This window comes from Amycolatopsis sp. La24 (assembly GCF_029087445.1).
In the GTDB taxonomy this organism is placed as follows: Bacteria; Actinomycetota; Actinomycetes; order Mycobacteriales; family Pseudonocardiaceae; genus Amycolatopsis; species Amycolatopsis nivea.
In genome coordinates, this window is record NZ_JARACH010000002.1 from 325,938 (window position 1) to 341,766 (window position 15,829).

The window sequence follows — 15,829 nt, forward strand, 5'->3', positions numbered from 1 at the left end:
AGCGGTGTTTTCCGACTCAGGCTTCGGCCAGTTCACGCAGCAGCTGATGGTGTGCAGCAGGTCGCGCTGGGTGTGCCAGTGCGGGGTGTGATCGGCCGTGGCCCCCGGACTCGCCGCAGTCACCGCCGTCACCAAACTGCTCGACCCGCCTCGCCAGCGAGCATGATTCCTTACACCACAACCGAACTACTACTACGGAGACTCATGCCATGGACGCCACCGTCTACACCAGTGAGCACCAGGGGCACACCTACAGCATCTCGGTGGACAACGAACGCAACCCGTATCGACGGGACTGGGAAGTGGGGCTGGAACACGCCGACCAGGACGGCAAGGCTGTGGACGACTGGCAGCGCGGTTCTCGGGCGTTCTCTTCCCGGGACGCGCAACTGGAGTTCGTCCGGCGCCGGCTCGCCACGCTGTCCGGTTGCGGCGCAACGGCCTGGCACGCCGTGGCCGACGAGGGCGACGCGGTCCGCGACATCGCGGCCGTCGTTTCGGCCTGTTGGTCGAGGCGGTACCGCCGGAGAACTTCGGCCCGTTCGGCCGAGATTGAAGTTGGCCCTCGGGTGCCGTCGTTGGCCCATATGGACCAGCGTTGGCCGGACATACTTCCGCAGTGTTCATTGTCGAACTCCGGGAACAGCGACGCCGGGAACCCGTGCTCGGCGTACTGTCCGTCGGCCTACGATGCCTGGCTCAGCCGTGGAACGCCAATCGGCTTTCGCCCGGTGTGGACGATCGCCGCGAATCGCCGTCCGATCCTCCGCGCTCAGCGCCGCGACACCGGCGCGGCCGCGAGCGGAATGCCTCCCGCGGGTGCGCAACTCGAAATCCGTCGCTACCGAGCACGTCCGGCAGGACGTCGTCCAGGTCGGGGTGGGCCAGCGTAAAGGCGGGATCTCCATGACGCGTGCTCGTGACAACGCCGCCGGTCCGGACCGGCAGTCCTGGGTGGACCGGATCGACGCGCCCGAGGCGGTCCGGGGCGCTTCGACCGGGTTCAGCGTTCTCCTCATCGGCGGGTTGGTCCAGCCACTGGTCGTGGCCTTGGTACCGGTCCTGGGTTATGTGTGGCTTCCGCTTGTCGCTGTGGTCGCGTTCTTCGTTGCTTCAAGGCGAATCGGCAACGCCAGCCTTCCCGTGGTACACGGCGCGCTAGCCGCGCTGTGCAGCTATCTGCTCGCGCTTCCGTTGTCCTTGCTCGTACCAGCGGGCCGCGATCCTCTCCAGATCGGGCTGACGGCGGCTACGGCTGTGGTGGTCGGCGGCGCGTCCGGCTTTTTTCGCGGACGCATGAGCGGAGTGGAAAAATCCGGAGATTCGTAGTGATGGCAACGGTTCTGTGGCTTCCAAGCAGGATTCGACGATCCTAGCGTGGCGGAATCGCGCGAGACTCGTTTCCCAGGTGAGTCCCGCCGGACAGAACTGACTCGAAGTCCACCAAGACTCGAAGTCGACCAAGGAGTGCACCGATGACGACGCACGCAGCGGCACCGCCCAAGGCGAAAGGCCGGCAGCGCCGGAAGGCGAGCCGGCGATCAGGCCTGGGTTCCGCGGTCGCGCGTCCGCTGGAGCAGGCCGGCGAAATGGTGTGGCTGATGGGCGACGTGCTCTACTCCGCCCTCCGGCACCCTGTTGGCTACTGGGGCGAAGTTCGTGAGCAGATGTTCCAGACGCTGAAGCTGTGCTGGATCCCGATGATCATCTCGACCACGGCCTTCGGCCTTGGGGCTCCGGGGCTGCAGGGCGGGAACATCTTCTCCCTTTTCGGTATCCCCGAACGGCTTGGCTCGTTCTTCATCATGGCGAGCGTCCGCGAGTTCGCGCCCTGGATCAACGCGATGGTCGTGGCCGGCGTGATGGGCACCGCGATCACTGCGGACCTCGGTGCCCGCCGCATCCGTGAAGAGATCGACGCGATGGAAGTCCTGGGCGTCGACCCGATCCGGACGCTCATCGTGCCGCGGGTGGTCGCGATGACGTTGATCACGGGGCTGATGGACCTGGTGGCGCTGGCTTTCGGTGTCGTGGGCGGGTACATCGCCGCCGTGCCGATCCTCAAGGCGAACAGCAGCGCGTTCTTCGGCAGCTTCTTCGACAACGCGACGACGACCGACCTCTGGGCGAGCGTGGTCAAGACGTCGATCTTCGGGCTGATCATCGGCGTCGTCTGCTGCTACAAGGGCTTGCACACCGGCGGCGGGCCGATCGGGGTGGGGCGGGCGGTCAACCAGGCCGTGGTGATCGCGTTCGCGGCGATTTGGATCTTCAACGCGGTCTTCACCGCGATCATGCTCGGTCTCAACCCCGAGATGCAGATCTACAAGTGACGAGGCGGGGAGAAGACACCGTGACCCGAGCTGTGCAGAACGGCGGAGTCGGCGAAAAGAAGCTGCCCGGTGCGCCGAAGCCCGCCGACGTCGAGATTTCGTTCAAGGGCATGGCGACTTCGGTCAAGTCCGCGGTCGAAACCGGCGGCGATATCGCCCGGTTCTCCGGCCGGACGATCCGGGCGTTGCCCGATCTCCGGCACTCCGCCACCGAAGTCTTCCACCAGTGCGGCGTGCTCATCCTGTCCAGCGGGCTCGTCATCTGGCTCATGCAGTTCGTGATCGGGTACGAGTGCGGCCTCGAAGGCAACTACACGCTCAAGCAGATCGGCGTTCCCCTCTATTCGGGAATCTTCAACGCCTGGTGCGCGATCCGCGAGATGGCGCCGTACATGTGGGGCTACATCTTCGCGGCGAAGGTCGGCTGCGGCCTGGTCGCCGAGATCGGCTCGATGCGCATCTCGGACGAGATCGACGCCATGGAGGTCATGGGCGTCAAGTCGAGGAGCTACCTGGTCGGCAGCCGCATCGTCGCGGCCTGGATCGCGATGCCGTTCCTCTACGTGGTGGGCCTCGGGATCATGTACATCGGGGAGTTCCTCACGACGGTGAAGATGCTCGGCGGAGTTTCCCCCGGTGGTTACAATTTCATCTTCTGGCTCTACCAGAACCCGCAGGATCTATTTTTCTCCCTGTGCAAGGTGATGGCCATGGGAACGGCGATCATCTTCGTCGGCTGCTACTACGGATACAACGCCAGTGGCGGATCCGTCGGTGTGGGAAGAAATACGGCGAAGTCGATGATGCTGAACATGGTGCTGATACATATCATCGGTGTATTGGGGACGCAGCTCTTCTGGGGGTTAGCGCCGAATGCACCCATCGCCAACTGATCAGCACGCCGCCCCTTCGTCCCGCGAGGAGAACTCTGTGTCCACATCGAACACCGCTGACGCACCCCCGCGGACCCACACCCGCAGCGGCCACCTCCTGGCCGGCCCGGCCGACCGGACGCACTCGATGGAAGTCCGGAACGTTTCCAAGGCGTTCGGGAACTTCCACGTCATGCGCGGCATGAACATCAACTTCGTCGACGACGCCATCACGACGGTGCTCGGGCCGTCGGGTACCGGTAAGAGCGTGCTCCTGAAGCACCTCGTCGGGCTCCTCGAGCCTGACGAGGGCGAGATCGTCGTCTTCGGCCAGGACCTGTGGAAGATCACCGAGCAGGAGCGCTACGATCTCCGCAAGCGCTTCGGTGTTCTGTTCCAGGACGGTGCCTTGTTCGGGTCCATGAACATCTACGACAACACCGCCTTCCCGCTGCGCAAGCACACGGACATGAGCGAGGCGGAGATCGAGCACATCGTCATGACCCGGCTGACGGAAGTCGGCTTGGAGCGGTCGATCACGAAACTCCCGAACGAGGTATCGGGTGGTATGCGGAAGCGCGCCGGGTTCGCGCGGGCGCTCGTGCTCAACCCGGACATCGTGTTGTTCGACGAGCCGGACTCCGGTCTGGACCCGGTCCGCACCAGCCTGCTGAACGACCTCATCCTGGACATGCACCGCGAGCACAAGGGCACCTACTTGCTCGTCACGCACGACATCCGCACCGCGCGCAAGGTCAGCGACTACGTCGGCCTCATCTGGCAAGGGCAGGTCGTGCACTACGGCGAGGCCGAGGAAGCGTTCGCGTCCGACGACCCGTTCGTGCGGCAGTTCCTGGCCGGCGAATCCGCGGGCCCGCTGGGGATGGACTGACTCATGAAACGTGTGCTGACGGTCGGCGTCATCGTGGTGGCGGCCCTGGGCGTCGGGGCCGGTGCCGTCGCCGCGATGAGAAGCGACGACTACCAGGTCGGCGTCATCCTCGACTCCGCGACGAACGTGGTGGACGGGGGAACCGTGCAGGTCAACGGTTTCGAAGTCGGCAAGGTGTCCGACATTTCGGTCGAGGGCGGCAAGGCGAAGCTGATGCTCGCCCTCGAAGGGAACCACGTTCCCCTCCACGACGGCGCGCAGGTGCGGATCGAGTGGAAGGCGGCGCTCGGCGAGCGGATGGTGAACATCACCGACGGACCGAGCGGGAACGCGGAGATCCCCGACCACGGCATGATCAAGGGCGACATGCCGGTGCCGATGGAGTTCGACCAGGTGCTCAACGCGCTGGATCCGCCGACCCGGGCCAAGCTCAGCTCGTTGATTAACCGGCTCGACAGCACGGTCAAGGGCAACGAGGCCGACGTGAACCAGACGGTGCGCTCGGCCGGCCCCGCCGTGCAAGCGCTCGGTGAAGTGCTGCGGGGACTCGGCAGCGACGGGCCGGCCATCAAGCAGATGGTCACCCAGCTCGACACCATGGTCGGAACCCTCGCCGGTCGTGAGGCCGACCTGCGCACGGTGATCGACCAGCTGTCGAAGACGACCTCGCTCACCGCGCAGCAGCACGAGGCACTCGCCTCGGCGCTCAAGAAGCTGCCCGGCACCTTGCAGACCGCGGGCAAGACCTTGGGCGACGTGCCCGACGCGGTCGGGCAGGCGGTGCCGCTGCTGAAGGACCTCGAACCGGCGACGGCGAAGCTGCCGGACGTGAGCCGGAACCTCCGGCCGGTGCTGACCGACCTGCGGCCGCTGGTCGCCGAGTTGCGGCCGACTCTGGCCGACGCGCAGACCCTGCTGAACTACACGCCGGGACTGCTGGACACCGCGCACGCGACGGCGCCCGGCCTGAACTCGGCCGTGAGCAGCCTCATGCCCGCGTTGAGCTTCCTGCGTCCGTTCACCCCGGAAGCGGTGGGCCTGCTGTCCAACTGGGGTTCGGCGAGCGCTAACTACGACGCCAACGGCCACTACGGCCGCATCTACGTACAGGCTGGGGCGTCGAGCGTGAACGTCAACCCGGGCATCGTGCCGCCGGGCTTCACCAGCAACCCGACACCGTTGCCCGGATCGCCGGTCGGCCAGCCCTGGACCGACGCGTTCGGAAGTGGGATCCGATGAGCAAGCGCACCTCCCGGCCGCCCCGGCGGTCCCGCCCGGCGTCCTACCGGCTCCGTGGCCTCGCCGTGGTCACCGTCGCCTGCCTCGGCGTGACCGCCGGCGCCGTGGGCGCGAACGACAAAGGACAACCCGGCGAGATCACGATCGTCGCCAAGTTCACCGACGCCAGCCCGCTGATCCCGGGCAACGAGGTGAAGGTCGACGGCGTCAACGTCGGCCAGGTCGCGGCCATGACGGTGGACAGCGACAAGCACGCCGCGGTGGCGCTGAGCCTGGATCCCGCGGCATTGCCGGTCCACACCGACGCCAAGGTCACCATCAAGCCGGTCAGCATCCTCGGCGAGCGCTACCTCGACCTGGACCGCGGGACGCCCTCGGCGCCCGCGCTTCAGGACGGCGGCGTCCTGCCGGTCCGGCAGACCAGCGTCTACACCGACCTCGACCAGGTGCTCAACACCGTCGACGACCCCACCGGGCAGTCGCTGGCGGCTTTGGTGACCGTGCTTGGCGAAGGCATGCGGGAGAACGGACAGAACGCCGATGCGACCATCCAGGCGCTCGCGTCGTCGATGAAGGACACGGACGGGCTGGCGAAGGTCCTCAAGGAGCAGAACGGCCTGCTCACCAGCGTGGTCGACAAGATCGAACCGGTGGCCCAGGCCCTGGCCGTGGACAACGGGGCGACCCTCGACGGTCTCCTCTCGTCCGCGCAGACCGCCACCGAAGCCACTGCGAAGAACCGTGCCGCGCTCGAGTCGACCCTCAGCCAGCTGCCGGACACCCTCTCCGCGGCCCGGAAGACGCTCGGGCAGCTGACCGGTACCGCGCAGGCCACGACGCCTATCCTGCAGTCGATCAGGCCGACCACGGACAACCTGAGCGCCATCAGCGACGAGCTCAAGAAGTTCTCCGAGTCGCTCGACCCCGCGCTGGCCAGCGCGAAGCCGGTTCTGGACAAGGCGCAAGGCCTGCTTGACGAGGCCCGGCCGGTGGTCGACCAGCTCAAGGCCGCCGGCCCGGACCTGCGATCCGCTGTCGGCGCTGCCCGCCCGATTGTCACCGACCTGACGAACAACTTCGGGAACGTGCTGAACTTCATCCGGAACTGGGCGTTGACCACCAACGGCGGCGACGGTGTTTCCCACTACTTCCGGGCCATGCTCGTCGTCAACCCCGACCTGCTGACGGGCCTCGTGCCCGGCCTCAACGCGCCCAACGGGGCTCCTACGCCCCCGCCGCAGGGCCCTCCCCAGGGCGACACCGGCACGCCGGCTCAAGCGGCTCCGCCCCTGCCGCTGCCGAGCCTCCCGGGACTCACCGCCTCAGGCGGGGTACTCGGCGGGCTGCTGGCCACGGGACAGCAATCCGACGGCGGCGTGACCGGGCTCAACCAGCAGCAGGAAAGCGGCGCTCTGCAGTTCCTCATCGGTGGAGGTCAGTGATGGCGAGCACGGTCGGCCGCAAGAGGCGGTCCCTGTTCATCGGGTTAGTCGTCCTCGCCCTCTTCGTGGCCTCGGTCGGGATCGCGATCACCGCGAGCGACGGCCTGCCCGGCAAGCCGACGACGGTCGTGAAGGCCGCCTTCGCTGACGTCGGTGCCCTGCGCAGCGGGGACGACGTCCGTATCGGCGGTGTGCGTGTCGGCCAGGTCGGCGACATCAACCTGGTCGGCAACCAGGCCGTCGTCGAGCTGAAGTTCGACGGCGACAAGCCGATCTACCGCAATTCCAAGGCCGTGACCGCATCGGTCGGCGCGCGATCGGCGCTGGGCCAGAAGTACGTCGACTTCACGCCGGGAACGCCCGACGCGGGCGAGGTCGGCGAAAACGACGTCATCCCGTCGGCGAAGACCGAGGGCGCGCAGGAGCTTTCCGACGTGCTGGCCGTCTTCGACGAGCCGACGCGGAAGGCCCTGCAGGACACGCTGCGCGAGACCGGCGGCGGCGTCGGCGGACACCAGCAGGACCTCCGCGACGCGCTGGGGGCCTTGCCCGAGGAACTGCCTGACCTCGGAACCGTGGCCAGCGCGCTGGCCACCGACGACGGGAAGGACCTGACTCGGACACTGCGTGCGCTGGACAGCCTCAGCGGCCGCTTCACCAACCGCCAGCAGGAGATCTCCGCGCTGGTCGGGCAACTGAAGACCACGTTGGACGCAGTCGGTGTCGATGGCGGCAAGCCGCTGGCGGACGTCGTGGACAAGGCGCCGGACACGCTGGGCAAGGCACGCGGGGCACTGCAGTCGCTGCAGGCGCCGCTGGCCGATGCCCAGGCGGCGATGTCGTCGCTGAAGCCGGGCGCGGACGCGCTGGGCCAGGCGACCCCGGACGTCCGCGGGGTGCTGCGCGAGGGCGTTCCGCCGCTCGACAAGGTGCCGGGCGTCGCCGGGCAGGCCGACCCGGCGGTCGGGGCGCTCACGCAGACCTTCTCCGACGCGAGGCCGCTGGCGCCGGCGGTGCGCTCGGCCGTGGGCTCGGCGCACGTGCCGCTCGAGATCCTCGCGCCGTACTCGCCGGAGATCGCGTCGTGGTTCTCCTACGCGGCCAACGCGCTCAGCCAGGGTGACGCGTCGGGCCACTGGCTGCGCATCTACCCGTTGTTCAACACCGAGTCCCTGTCCGGCGCCCTGAGCGCGCTGAAGGACCCGGTCACCGCGCGCAACGCCTATCCCGCACCGGGACAGGCACCGCAGGACAAGAAGAGCTCTCTGCTGGGGCCGAGGTGAGGAAGATGGCTTTGCGTATCAAGAACCGGCGCCGACGTCCGAAAAGCAAGGGATCGCTGTTCAAACTGGGCGCGATGTTCGTCGTCGTGGCGCTCGTCGCCGGTCTCGCTCTCTTCAACAAGGACCGGATCCTCACCACGCTGCGACCGGGCACGGAGTTGAGCATCAACTTCGCGCGTGACTACCGGCTCCAGCCCTTTACCACGGAGGTCAAGGTCGCCGGCATCCCGATCGGCAAGGTCGTGGATGTCCGGGAGGCACCCGACGGCTCCGCCGACGTCACGGTGAAGGTCGACGACGACGTGCCCGCCAAGCTGCGCACCGCCCCCTCGGCGGTGATCCGGGCGGCCACCGTGCTGGGCGGCAGGTACTACGTGGACCTCGTTCCCGGCGGGGAAAAGGGCACGCCGGCCGGCGAAATCCCCAAGGACCGCACGCGGGTGCCGGTCGAACTCGACAAGGTCGTCGACGCGCTGCCGCCGAACACCCTGAACTCGTTGCAGAAGACGGTCGGGAACCTGGACGCCACACTGGACGACGAAGGCCGAGGGGCCATCGACCAGCTCCTGGCCGACGCGCCGGGCACGCTGGACCCGGCCGGTGACGTCCTGCACGCCGCGCAGGGCACCCGGCCGCGCCAGGACCTCACCGACGTGGTGAGCGGGCTCGAATCGGCTTCCTCCGCGCTGACGAAGGAGCCGGGGCAGCTCGACTCCATCGTCCAGAACCTCGGCAAGGTCAGCACCGTGCTGGGGGACCGCGCGTCGGATTTGTCCCACACGGTCTCCGGCCTGCCCGAGGCGCTGGACTCGACGAACGCCGGGCTCTCCCGGCTGGACGGCACGCTGGCCAAGATCAAGGACGTCGCCGGCCCGGCCCGTCCGGTGGCCCGCGAGCTCGACACGGCTCTGCAGCACGCCGACCCGGTGCTGGCGAAGGCACGTCCGCTGGTGAACGACCTGAAGAACCTGCTGACCGACGCCAGGCCCGTCGTCCGTGATCTCGTACCGACCGCGCAGGGCCTGACCACAGTGCTCGACGACGTGCGCGGACCGGTCCTCGACCGGGTGAACGGGCCGATCAAGTCGACGATCCTCTCGCCGTACCGCGGAACGGGACCGTACGCCGGCACCTCCGGTGACCGGCCGCTCTACCAGGAACTCGGATACATGCTGTCCAACGTGGACAGGGCATCGTCGATGACCGACGGCAACGGCGCGTCGATCGCGTTCGAACCCGGGATCGGCCCCGGCAGCATCGGCGGTCTGCCGATCAGCCTCGAACAGCTCTACAGCAACCTCATGAGGCTCGGACAGCAGCAGGAGGGGCGATGACCCGCGATCAAGGCCGGATCAAGAAGACCTGGGAACGCGTCCGCAACGAGCCGAAGCTCGGCCGGAACGTGCTCACACTCGCGGTGCTGCTGGTGGTCGGGCTGGCGGTCGGGGGCTACATCGTCAGCCAGCAGGGCGCGGGGACCACGACCTGGCCGTGGCAGGACAGGTTCATCATGAAGGCGGAGTTCGACAACGCTCCCGCCATCAGCCCCGGCAACGGCCAGGAAGTCCGGATCGCCGGGGTGAAGGTCGGCCAGATCGACTCGGCGTCCGTCTCGGACGACGGCAAGGCGCTGCTCACCCTCTCCATCGACCCGAAGTACAAGGTGTACGACAACGCACGCACGGTGCTGCGCCCGAAGAGCCCGCTCAACGAGATGTACGTCGAAATCGACCCCGGCGGGCCACCGGGGAAGGAACTCCCGCAGGACGGGACGCTCCCGGCGAGCCACTCGCAGCGGCCGATCCAGGTCGACGAGGTGCTCGGGCACCTGGACGACAACACGCTGAACGCACTGACGTCCTTGGTCAACGAGTCCGACGCGGCCCTGGCTCACGCCCCGCAGTCGCTGGCGAGTGGCCTGTCGGCGACCGACCAGGTCGCGACCAGCCTCAAGCCAGTCGTGACGGCGCTGCAGACCCGCAAGGACACGCTGGCGAAGCTGGTGACCGCTCTCGCCCAGATCTCCAAGTCCGTCGGCGGAAACGACGCGCGGCTGTCGTCGCTGGCCCAGAGCCTGCAGGAGACGCTCGGAGCCGCTGGTGCGCAGAGTGGTCCGCTGAACGCGTCGCTGGCGCAGCTGCCCGACCTCACCCATCAGCTCGACGAGGCGACGAGCAGCGTGGTCGGGCTGAGCGACCAGCTCGATCCGACACTGGAAAACCTGCGCAAGGCCTCGGGTGAGCTGCCCGATTCCCTGTCGAAGCTGACGAAAGCCGTGGACCAGGCCGGCAACACAGTGGACCAGGCGACCCCGGTCGTGACGAAGGCCAAGCCCGTCGTCGACGACCTGCGCCCGCTGGTCGGCGACCTCAACGGGACGCTGCCGGACCTGCACGAGGTCACCGGCCGGCTCAACCCGATCACGGCGGCCGTCCTGCCGTACCTGAACGACCTCTCGGCCTTCGTCTACCAGACGAATTCCCTGACCAGCCTGCACGACGCCAACGGAGGGATCCTGCGCGGCCTGCTCGAGCTCACGCCGAGCAGCCTGGGGACCCCCGGTGGCGCCACGTCCGGCCAGACCCCCCACTAGGTGGCTGCCATGAGGATCTCTCATTCCGCGATGCCGGTGATCCGGCTGATCGTGCTCGTCGTGTTCGCCACCGGCTGCGCCGTGTTCTTCGGCTACCTCTGGGTGAACTCCGGCGGCAAACTCCCCTTCAGCAGCTCCCGCTACACGGTCACGGCGACCTTCCCGAGCGTGGCGAACCTCGTGCCCGACTCCGACGTGATGATCAGCGGCGTCGCCGTCGGGAAGGTGGCCGAGATCAAGAACGAGGGCGACCGCGCGCACGTGACCATGGAACTCGATCAGCAGTACCCGCTGCACGCGGGCGTAACCGTCCAGGTCCGGAACAAGACGCTCGTGGAGGAGACCTTCCTCCAACTGACCGACGGCGACGGTCCGGTGCTGGACAGCGGAACGGTCCTGCCGGCGAACGCGGGCAAGCCCGCAGTCGGCCTGAACGACGTGCTGGCCAGCATCGATCCTTCGACCAGGCAGGCGCTGGCGAGCACCATCCGCTCGCTCGGGGCATCCACCAAGGACAGCCAGGACAGCATCTCCCGCGCCTTGAGCGGTCTCGGTGACCTCGGCCGTGAGGGACACGGCGCGCTGTCCGCGCTGTCCGCGCAGAGCGAGGACCTGCAGAAGCTCAGCGGGAACGCGGCCAACCTTCTCGCCGCACTCGACACCCGGCAGGGGCAGATCGCGCAGCTGGTGCGTGACGCCGACACCCTGACGAAGACCACCGCGGACGGCGGGCAAGACCTTCAGGCCGTCATGCGGGAGCTGCCGGGCGTCATGGACAAGGCCAAGAGCGCGAGCGACGGCCTGAACGAGCTGTCGGGTTCGCTCGCGCCGGTGGCGAAGAACCTGAACACCGCCGCCCCGGACCTGAGCAAGGCGCTGGAGCAGCTGCCGCAGACCGCCGGCGACCTGCGCGGCCTGCTGCCCTCGCTCAACGGCGTGCTCGACCACGCCCCGGACACGCTGGCGCGGGTGCCGGTCGTGGCCGCCGACGCCCACCAGCTGCTGCCGACGCTGAACGTCGCGCTCGGCGACGTCAACCCGATGCTGTCCTACCTGCAGCCGTACGGGCACGACGTCGCGGCGATGTTCACCAACATGGGCCAGGCCCTGTCGAGGGGCGACGACAACGGCACGGCATTGCGCACCTTCATCATCCTCAACGAGCAGAGCCTGCGCGGGAACCCGCTCAACCTCAACAACATCCCGCCCCTCGACAAGAGCAACCCGTACCCAGCACCCGGCCAGTCCTCGAACCCGGGGCCGTACCAGGGCGGCTCGTACCCGCGAGTGGAGAAGGGAACGAAGTGATGGTGCGTCGGCCGTCGTTGCGCAAGCTGTCCCCGAGCTCACTCCTCCGCGGAGGGGCGCGAAGGGTGCGCGCCCTCTGGCGACGGCCGACCAAGCGCGGTCTCTTCGTAGCACTGGGCGTGCTCGCGACGGCGGGCTTCGTACTCGGCGGGCTCGCGAAGGTGCGGGTCGAGACGAGCGTGGACTCGTTCCTGCCCAGCGACGACCCGGTGGTGCGCCAGTTCGAGGCGGAGTCGGGCTCCTTCGGTGGGGACCCGATCGTCGTCCTGCTGGAGTCCGGGCAGCCGCGGGCGCAGCTCGACCAGCAGCACCTGCCGGCGCTGCTCAACCTCGAAGGCCGGCTGTCACGGCTGCCGGACGTCGCGGCCGTCTACGGCCCCGGGACGACCCTGAACCAGATCGCCGGCCGGACACAGGACCTGCTCGCGGAGCTGTCCGGACGCCGCGACGCCGTCCGGTCCCAAGCCCAGCAGGGCAAGACCGGCAAGGACGCGGAGAAGGCCGGCGACGCCGCGGTCGCCGCGTTCGACGCCCGGTACGGGCCGCTGCTGGTCCAAGGCATGCCGGCCGGCCTCCCGACCCTGCACAATCCGTCCTTCGTGGACACGGTCGTGTACACCGGTGCCGGCGAGCCCCGCCCGCAGTGGCGGTTCGTCGTGCCCTCCGACCGGTCGGCGGCAATCCTCGTCCGTCCGCGTGAGGGCCTGGACCAGCAGGGCACGGAACGGCTGGTTCGGGCGGTTCGTGACGCCGTCGCGACGGCCAAGCCGGACGCGCAGCGGATCACGGTGTCCGGTGTCCCGGTCATCGCCGTTTCCCTGGGCGACCAGGTGCAGCGCGAGATCCCGTGGATCGGGGGGACCGCCCTGCTCGCGGTGGGCGCGTGCTTCCTGCTGATTCCCTGGACCCGGAAGGTGCGCCGCAGGCTGGTGCCGGTCATGACGACCGTCGTCGCGATCGGGCTGACGCTCGCCGTTTTCGGGTGGCTCGGGCGGCCGCTGTCGCTCGGCGTCGTCGCCTTCCTCCCCGTCCTGCTCGGCGTCGGGAGCTACTACCCGACCTACTTCGCCCAGCAGGCCAGACGCCGGGTGGTGCTCGTGGTCGCCACCGCCACCGCGGCGGCGTTCGCGATGCTGCTGCTGTCGCCGTTGCCGTTCGTCCGTGAGCTCGGTCTCGCGCTTTCGATGGGCGGGCTCATCGCGGCGCTGGTCGGCATGCTCCTCGTCCGCGGTCTCTCGTTCACCGCCGAACCGGACCGGCCACTCGATGAAATGGTCTCCTCACCGCGCGCGGTGACGTCGCCTCGATGGGCTCGGGTCGCCGCCGGCGTCGTCGTGGCCGCGGTGGCACTGACCGGCTGGATGGCGCTTCCCCGGATCGAGCTGGAAAGCAACTTCCAGAGCTTCGCCACCGGACTGGACGCGCTCACCGACGCCCAGCACGTCGAATCCGTCATCGGCTCCTCGGGCGAGGTCGCCGTCGTCCTCAACGGTCCTGACGTGCTGTCGCCCGAGGCCATGAAATGGACCAGGGAGGCGCAAGAAGGCATCGTATCGCGACACGGCGACCAGATGCGCCCGGTGGTGTCGCCGCCGACTCTGCTGCAGTTCCTGGGCAGCTCGCCCACGGCGAGCCAGATCGCGGCCGGTGTCCGGTTGCTGCCGCCGTACCTCACCGGTGCGGTTCTTCGCAACGACCGGACGTCCGCGCTGCTGAGCTTCGGCGTGCGGATGGAAGACCTGAGCAAGTTGCAGACCCTCCGCGACGACGTGCTGCGGCACTTGCCGCCGCCACCGCAGGGGTATCACGTGGACCTGACCGGCTTGCCGATGGTCGCGGTCCGCGGGAACGAGCTCGTGTCCGCCGACCGCCTGCTCACCAACCTGGCCGGGATCCTGGCCGCAGGCGCGGTCCTGCTGATCGCGCTGCGGCGCCGGGCCGACGCGGCGCGCGCGGTCGCGGCGGCGGCCACCGCCACCGGTGCGGGGCTGTGCTTCCTGTGGCTGGCCGGGGTGCCGCTGAGCCCCGTCACCGCCGGCCTGGGATCGCTGACCGCGGCGGTCGGGTGTGAGTTCACGGTCCTGCTGTCGGAAGCCGCCCGCCGTCGCAGCCGGGGACTGCGGCTGTCGATCCTGCTCGCCGCGTCCACCTCCACCGTGGGGTACGCGGTCCTGGTGCTGTCCAAGCTGGCCGCCGTACGCGAGTTCGGCGTCCTGCTGGCCGGCTCGGTCGTGCTGGCCTTGCTGTCCGCGGGCTGCGTGGTGTGGCTCTGGCCACCGCGTGATCGCGTTACCCGGGTGGCGGCACCCGTTCCCGAACCTGTCGAACGAGTCGTGGCGGAGGTGGGTCGATGAGCCTGCGAGTCGAACGCGAGAAGAAGACTGACGACGAGGAGGCTACCGTGAAGACCTCGAGCCCCAGCACGATCGAAGACGAGGAAGCCGACGTCGTCGACCTCCAGGACGGCCACGACGAGGCGGAAGAACCGGCCGAGAGCGACAGCCCGGACGACTTGTCCGAATCGGACGACGGCGAGGACGAGTCCGGCGAGGACGCCGAAGCCGGGCCGGAGAGCCCGAAGATCGGTCTGAAGGACGTCATCCGGGCCAAACTGCCGAAAACCCGCAAGGTGCGCGTGATCCTGCTCGTGGTCCTGCTGCTTCTGGCCGGCGGCGGGGTAGGCGGCTACGTCTGGTACGACTCCCAGCGGCTGCCGGACGACGCGGCCTTCCGCGTCGCGGGCCGAACCGTCACCGCCGACCAGCTCAGCGGCGTCCTCGAGACCTGGCGGGCCATGTACGGGGTCCAGCCGCCGCAGGACGAAGCGACCCTCGGCAAGTTCCGCAAGGATTCCGCCAAGGCGTACGCGGTGAGCCTGATCCTGCAGAAAGCCGCGCAGGACCGCGGGATCGTGATCGGTAACAAGGTGGCGCAGGACGCCTTGACCAGGCTGATCTCGCAGCAGCTCGGCGAGGGGACGGAAGCGCACGACAAGTTCGTTCAGCAACTGGGCAACGTCGGCACGTCCGAACCGGCCGTGATCGAGGAAATCAAACAGCAGCTGGCTCTCTCTCAGCTGTTCGACGCGGTGACCAAGGGATCCGGCGACGTCAGCGAGCAGGAAGTGAAGGACGCCTTCGCGAGGCGAAGGGACCAGCTGGGCACCCCGGAGCGGCGCGAGATCGGCAACATCGTGGTCCGGACGAGGGAAGAGGCAGACCAGGTCATCGCCGACCTGTCGCACGGAGCCAAATTCGAAACCGTGGCCCAGCAGCGCAGCATCGACACCGCGACGCGCGACAAGGGCGGCGACCTCGGCACGCTTTCCCGTAGCCAGCTGCAGGACGACTATGGAAAAGCGGCTTTCGGTGCAGCGGCGGGGACAGTCTTCGGTCCGGTGCAGAACCAGTTCGGCTGGAACGTCGGCCGGGTCAATGAAGTGACGGCTCCGGTGCCGGCCACCTTCGAAAAGGTGCACGACAGCCTCAAACAGCAGCTGAAGATGGAAAAGATGCTCGCCGTGTGGCGTTCCTGGCTGGGAGACCAGATCAAGAGCGCCGGCGTGGAGTACGCGGACGAGTACCGGCCGGACAATCCCGACGCCGCGCCGGACGTGAAGCCGGGCGAGAGCCCGGTTGCCGGTCAGCAGGGCGCGGCGAACCCGGGCCCGCCTTCACCAGGACAGCCGGCTCCTTCGCGATGAGCACGGCCGCTCCGTTCCTCGTCTTGGCGGTTCTGCTTGTCCTTTTGGGACGGTGGGGTAGCTGGCGCTCACAGGATCTCGTTCCGGCGAACTTGCCGATGGCCGAGCGCGAGCGGCGCGCGAAAGTCGTCCGCCGAGGCGCCGTCAGCGCCTACGTTGTCGCG

Annotated in this window: 13 protein-coding genes; all 13 read left to right on the forward strand. The window is 68.4% G+C overall.

All coding sequences use genetic code 11. The features are described from left to right. Positions 1-209 precede the first annotated feature (209 nt). The 13 genes from PUT80_RS05195 (at position 210) to PUT80_RS05255 (ending at position 15,665) form a co-directional block, all read left to right on the forward strand. Complete coding sequence (locus tag PUT80_RS05195) at positions 210-893, forward strand: hypothetical protein (protein ID WP_229857379.1); 684 nt, start codon at positions 210-212, stop codon at positions 891-893. A 13-nt stretch (positions 894-906) separates the two neighbouring features. Beyond that, a complete protein-coding gene (locus PUT80_RS05200) occupies positions 907-1,329 on the forward strand; it encodes a hypothetical protein (protein WP_101440881.1) in 423 nt (140 codons plus the stop codon). A 146-nt stretch (positions 1,330-1,475) separates the two neighbouring features. Beyond that, on the forward strand, positions 1,476-2,333 hold the full coding sequence (locus tag PUT80_RS05205; RefSeq protein WP_101436377.1) for an ABC transporter permease: 858 nt from the start codon (positions 1,476-1,478) through the stop codon (positions 2,331-2,333). Positions 2,334-2,353: 20 nt separating this feature from the next. Continuing rightward, positions 2,354-3,226 carry an ABC transporter permease gene (locus PUT80_RS05210; protein WP_101436376.1) on the forward strand — a complete coding sequence of 291 codons (873 nt, stop codon included), beginning with the start codon at positions 2,354-2,356 and terminating at the stop codon, positions 3,224-3,226. Between the two features lie 127 nt (positions 3,227-3,353). Beyond that, complete coding sequence (locus PUT80_RS05215) at positions 3,354-4,097, forward strand: ATP-binding cassette domain-containing protein (protein ID WP_229857395.1); 744 nt, start codon at positions 3,354-3,356, stop codon at positions 4,095-4,097. 3 nt (positions 4,098-4,100) lie between these two features. After that, complete coding sequence (locus PUT80_RS05220; protein WP_101436374.1) at positions 4,101-5,336, forward strand: MlaD family protein; 1,236 nt, start codon at positions 4,101-4,103, stop codon at positions 5,334-5,336. Continuing rightward, entirely contained in the window at positions 5,333-6,778 is a 1,446-nt protein-coding gene (locus PUT80_RS05225) for an MlaD family protein (protein WP_101436373.1), read from the forward strand. The genes PUT80_RS05220 and PUT80_RS05225 overlap by 4 nt, the downstream gene beginning before the upstream one ends. Beyond that, a complete protein-coding gene (locus tag PUT80_RS05230) occupies positions 6,778-8,061 on the forward strand; it encodes an MlaD family protein (protein WP_101436372.1) in 1,284 nt (427 codons plus the stop codon). Before PUT80_RS05225 ends, PUT80_RS05230 begins: the two co-directional genes overlap by 1 nt. A 5-nt stretch (positions 8,062-8,066) precedes the next feature. Next, a complete protein-coding gene (locus tag PUT80_RS05235) occupies positions 8,067-9,395 on the forward strand; it encodes an MlaD family protein (RefSeq protein WP_101436371.1) in 1,329 nt (442 codons plus the stop codon). Then, positions 9,392-10,654 carry an MlaD family protein gene (locus tag PUT80_RS05240; RefSeq protein ID WP_101436370.1) on the forward strand — a complete coding sequence of 421 codons (1,263 nt, stop codon included), beginning with the start codon at positions 9,392-9,394 and terminating at the stop codon, positions 10,652-10,654. Before PUT80_RS05235 ends, PUT80_RS05240 begins: the two co-directional genes overlap by 4 nt. Before the next feature lie 9 nt (positions 10,655-10,663). Beyond that, entirely contained in the window at positions 10,664-11,962 is a 1,299-nt protein-coding gene (locus PUT80_RS05245; protein ID WP_229857380.1) for an MlaD family protein, read from the forward strand. 65 nt (positions 11,963-12,027) lie between these two features. Next, positions 12,028-14,316, forward strand: coding sequence for an MMPL family transporter (locus tag PUT80_RS05250; protein WP_144639089.1), 2,289 nt, complete (start codon positions 12,028-12,030; stop codon positions 14,314-14,316). Further along, a complete protein-coding gene (locus PUT80_RS05255; RefSeq protein ID WP_183127650.1) occupies positions 14,313-15,665 on the forward strand; it encodes a peptidylprolyl isomerase in 1,353 nt (450 codons plus the stop codon). The genes PUT80_RS05250 and PUT80_RS05255 overlap by 4 nt, the downstream gene beginning before the upstream one ends. Positions 15,666-15,829 lie beyond the last annotated feature (164 nt).

What these genes read in the sequence shown, in the direction of transcription:
- PUT80_RS05195 (WP_229857379.1), top strand. Translation starts at nt 210, where the DNA reads ATGGACGCCACCGTCTACACCAGTGAGCACCAGGGGCACACCTACAGC.
- PUT80_RS05200 (WP_101440881.1), top strand. Translation starts at nt 907, where the DNA reads ATGACGCGTGCTCGTGACAACGCCGCCGGTCCGGACCGGCAGTCCTGG.
- PUT80_RS05205 (WP_101436377.1), top strand. Translation starts at nt 1,476, where the DNA reads ATGACGACGCACGCAGCGGCACCGCCCAAGGCGAAAGGCCGGCAGCGC.
- PUT80_RS05215 (WP_229857395.1), top strand. Translation starts at nt 3,354, where the DNA reads ATGGAAGTCCGGAACGTTTCCAAGGCGTTCGGGAACTTCCACGTCATG.
- PUT80_RS05220 (WP_101436374.1), top strand. Translation starts at nt 4,101, where the DNA reads ATGAAACGTGTGCTGACGGTCGGCGTCATCGTGGTGGCGGCCCTGGGC.
- PUT80_RS05225 (WP_101436373.1), top strand. Translation starts at nt 5,333, where the DNA reads ATGAGCAAGCGCACCTCCCGGCCGCCCCGGCGGTCCCGCCCGGCGTCC.
- PUT80_RS05230 (WP_101436372.1), top strand. Translation starts at nt 6,778, where the DNA reads ATGGCGAGCACGGTCGGCCGCAAGAGGCGGTCCCTGTTCATCGGGTTA.
- PUT80_RS05235 (WP_101436371.1), top strand. Translation starts at nt 8,067, where the DNA reads ATGGCTTTGCGTATCAAGAACCGGCGCCGACGTCCGAAAAGCAAGGGA.
- PUT80_RS05240 (WP_101436370.1), top strand. Translation starts at nt 9,392, where the DNA reads ATGACCCGCGATCAAGGCCGGATCAAGAAGACCTGGGAACGCGTCCGC.
- PUT80_RS05245 (WP_229857380.1), top strand. Translation starts at nt 10,664, where the DNA reads ATGAGGATCTCTCATTCCGCGATGCCGGTGATCCGGCTGATCGTGCTC.
- PUT80_RS05255 (WP_183127650.1), top strand. Translation starts at nt 14,313, where the DNA reads ATGAGCCTGCGAGTCGAACGCGAGAAGAAGACTGACGACGAGGAGGCT.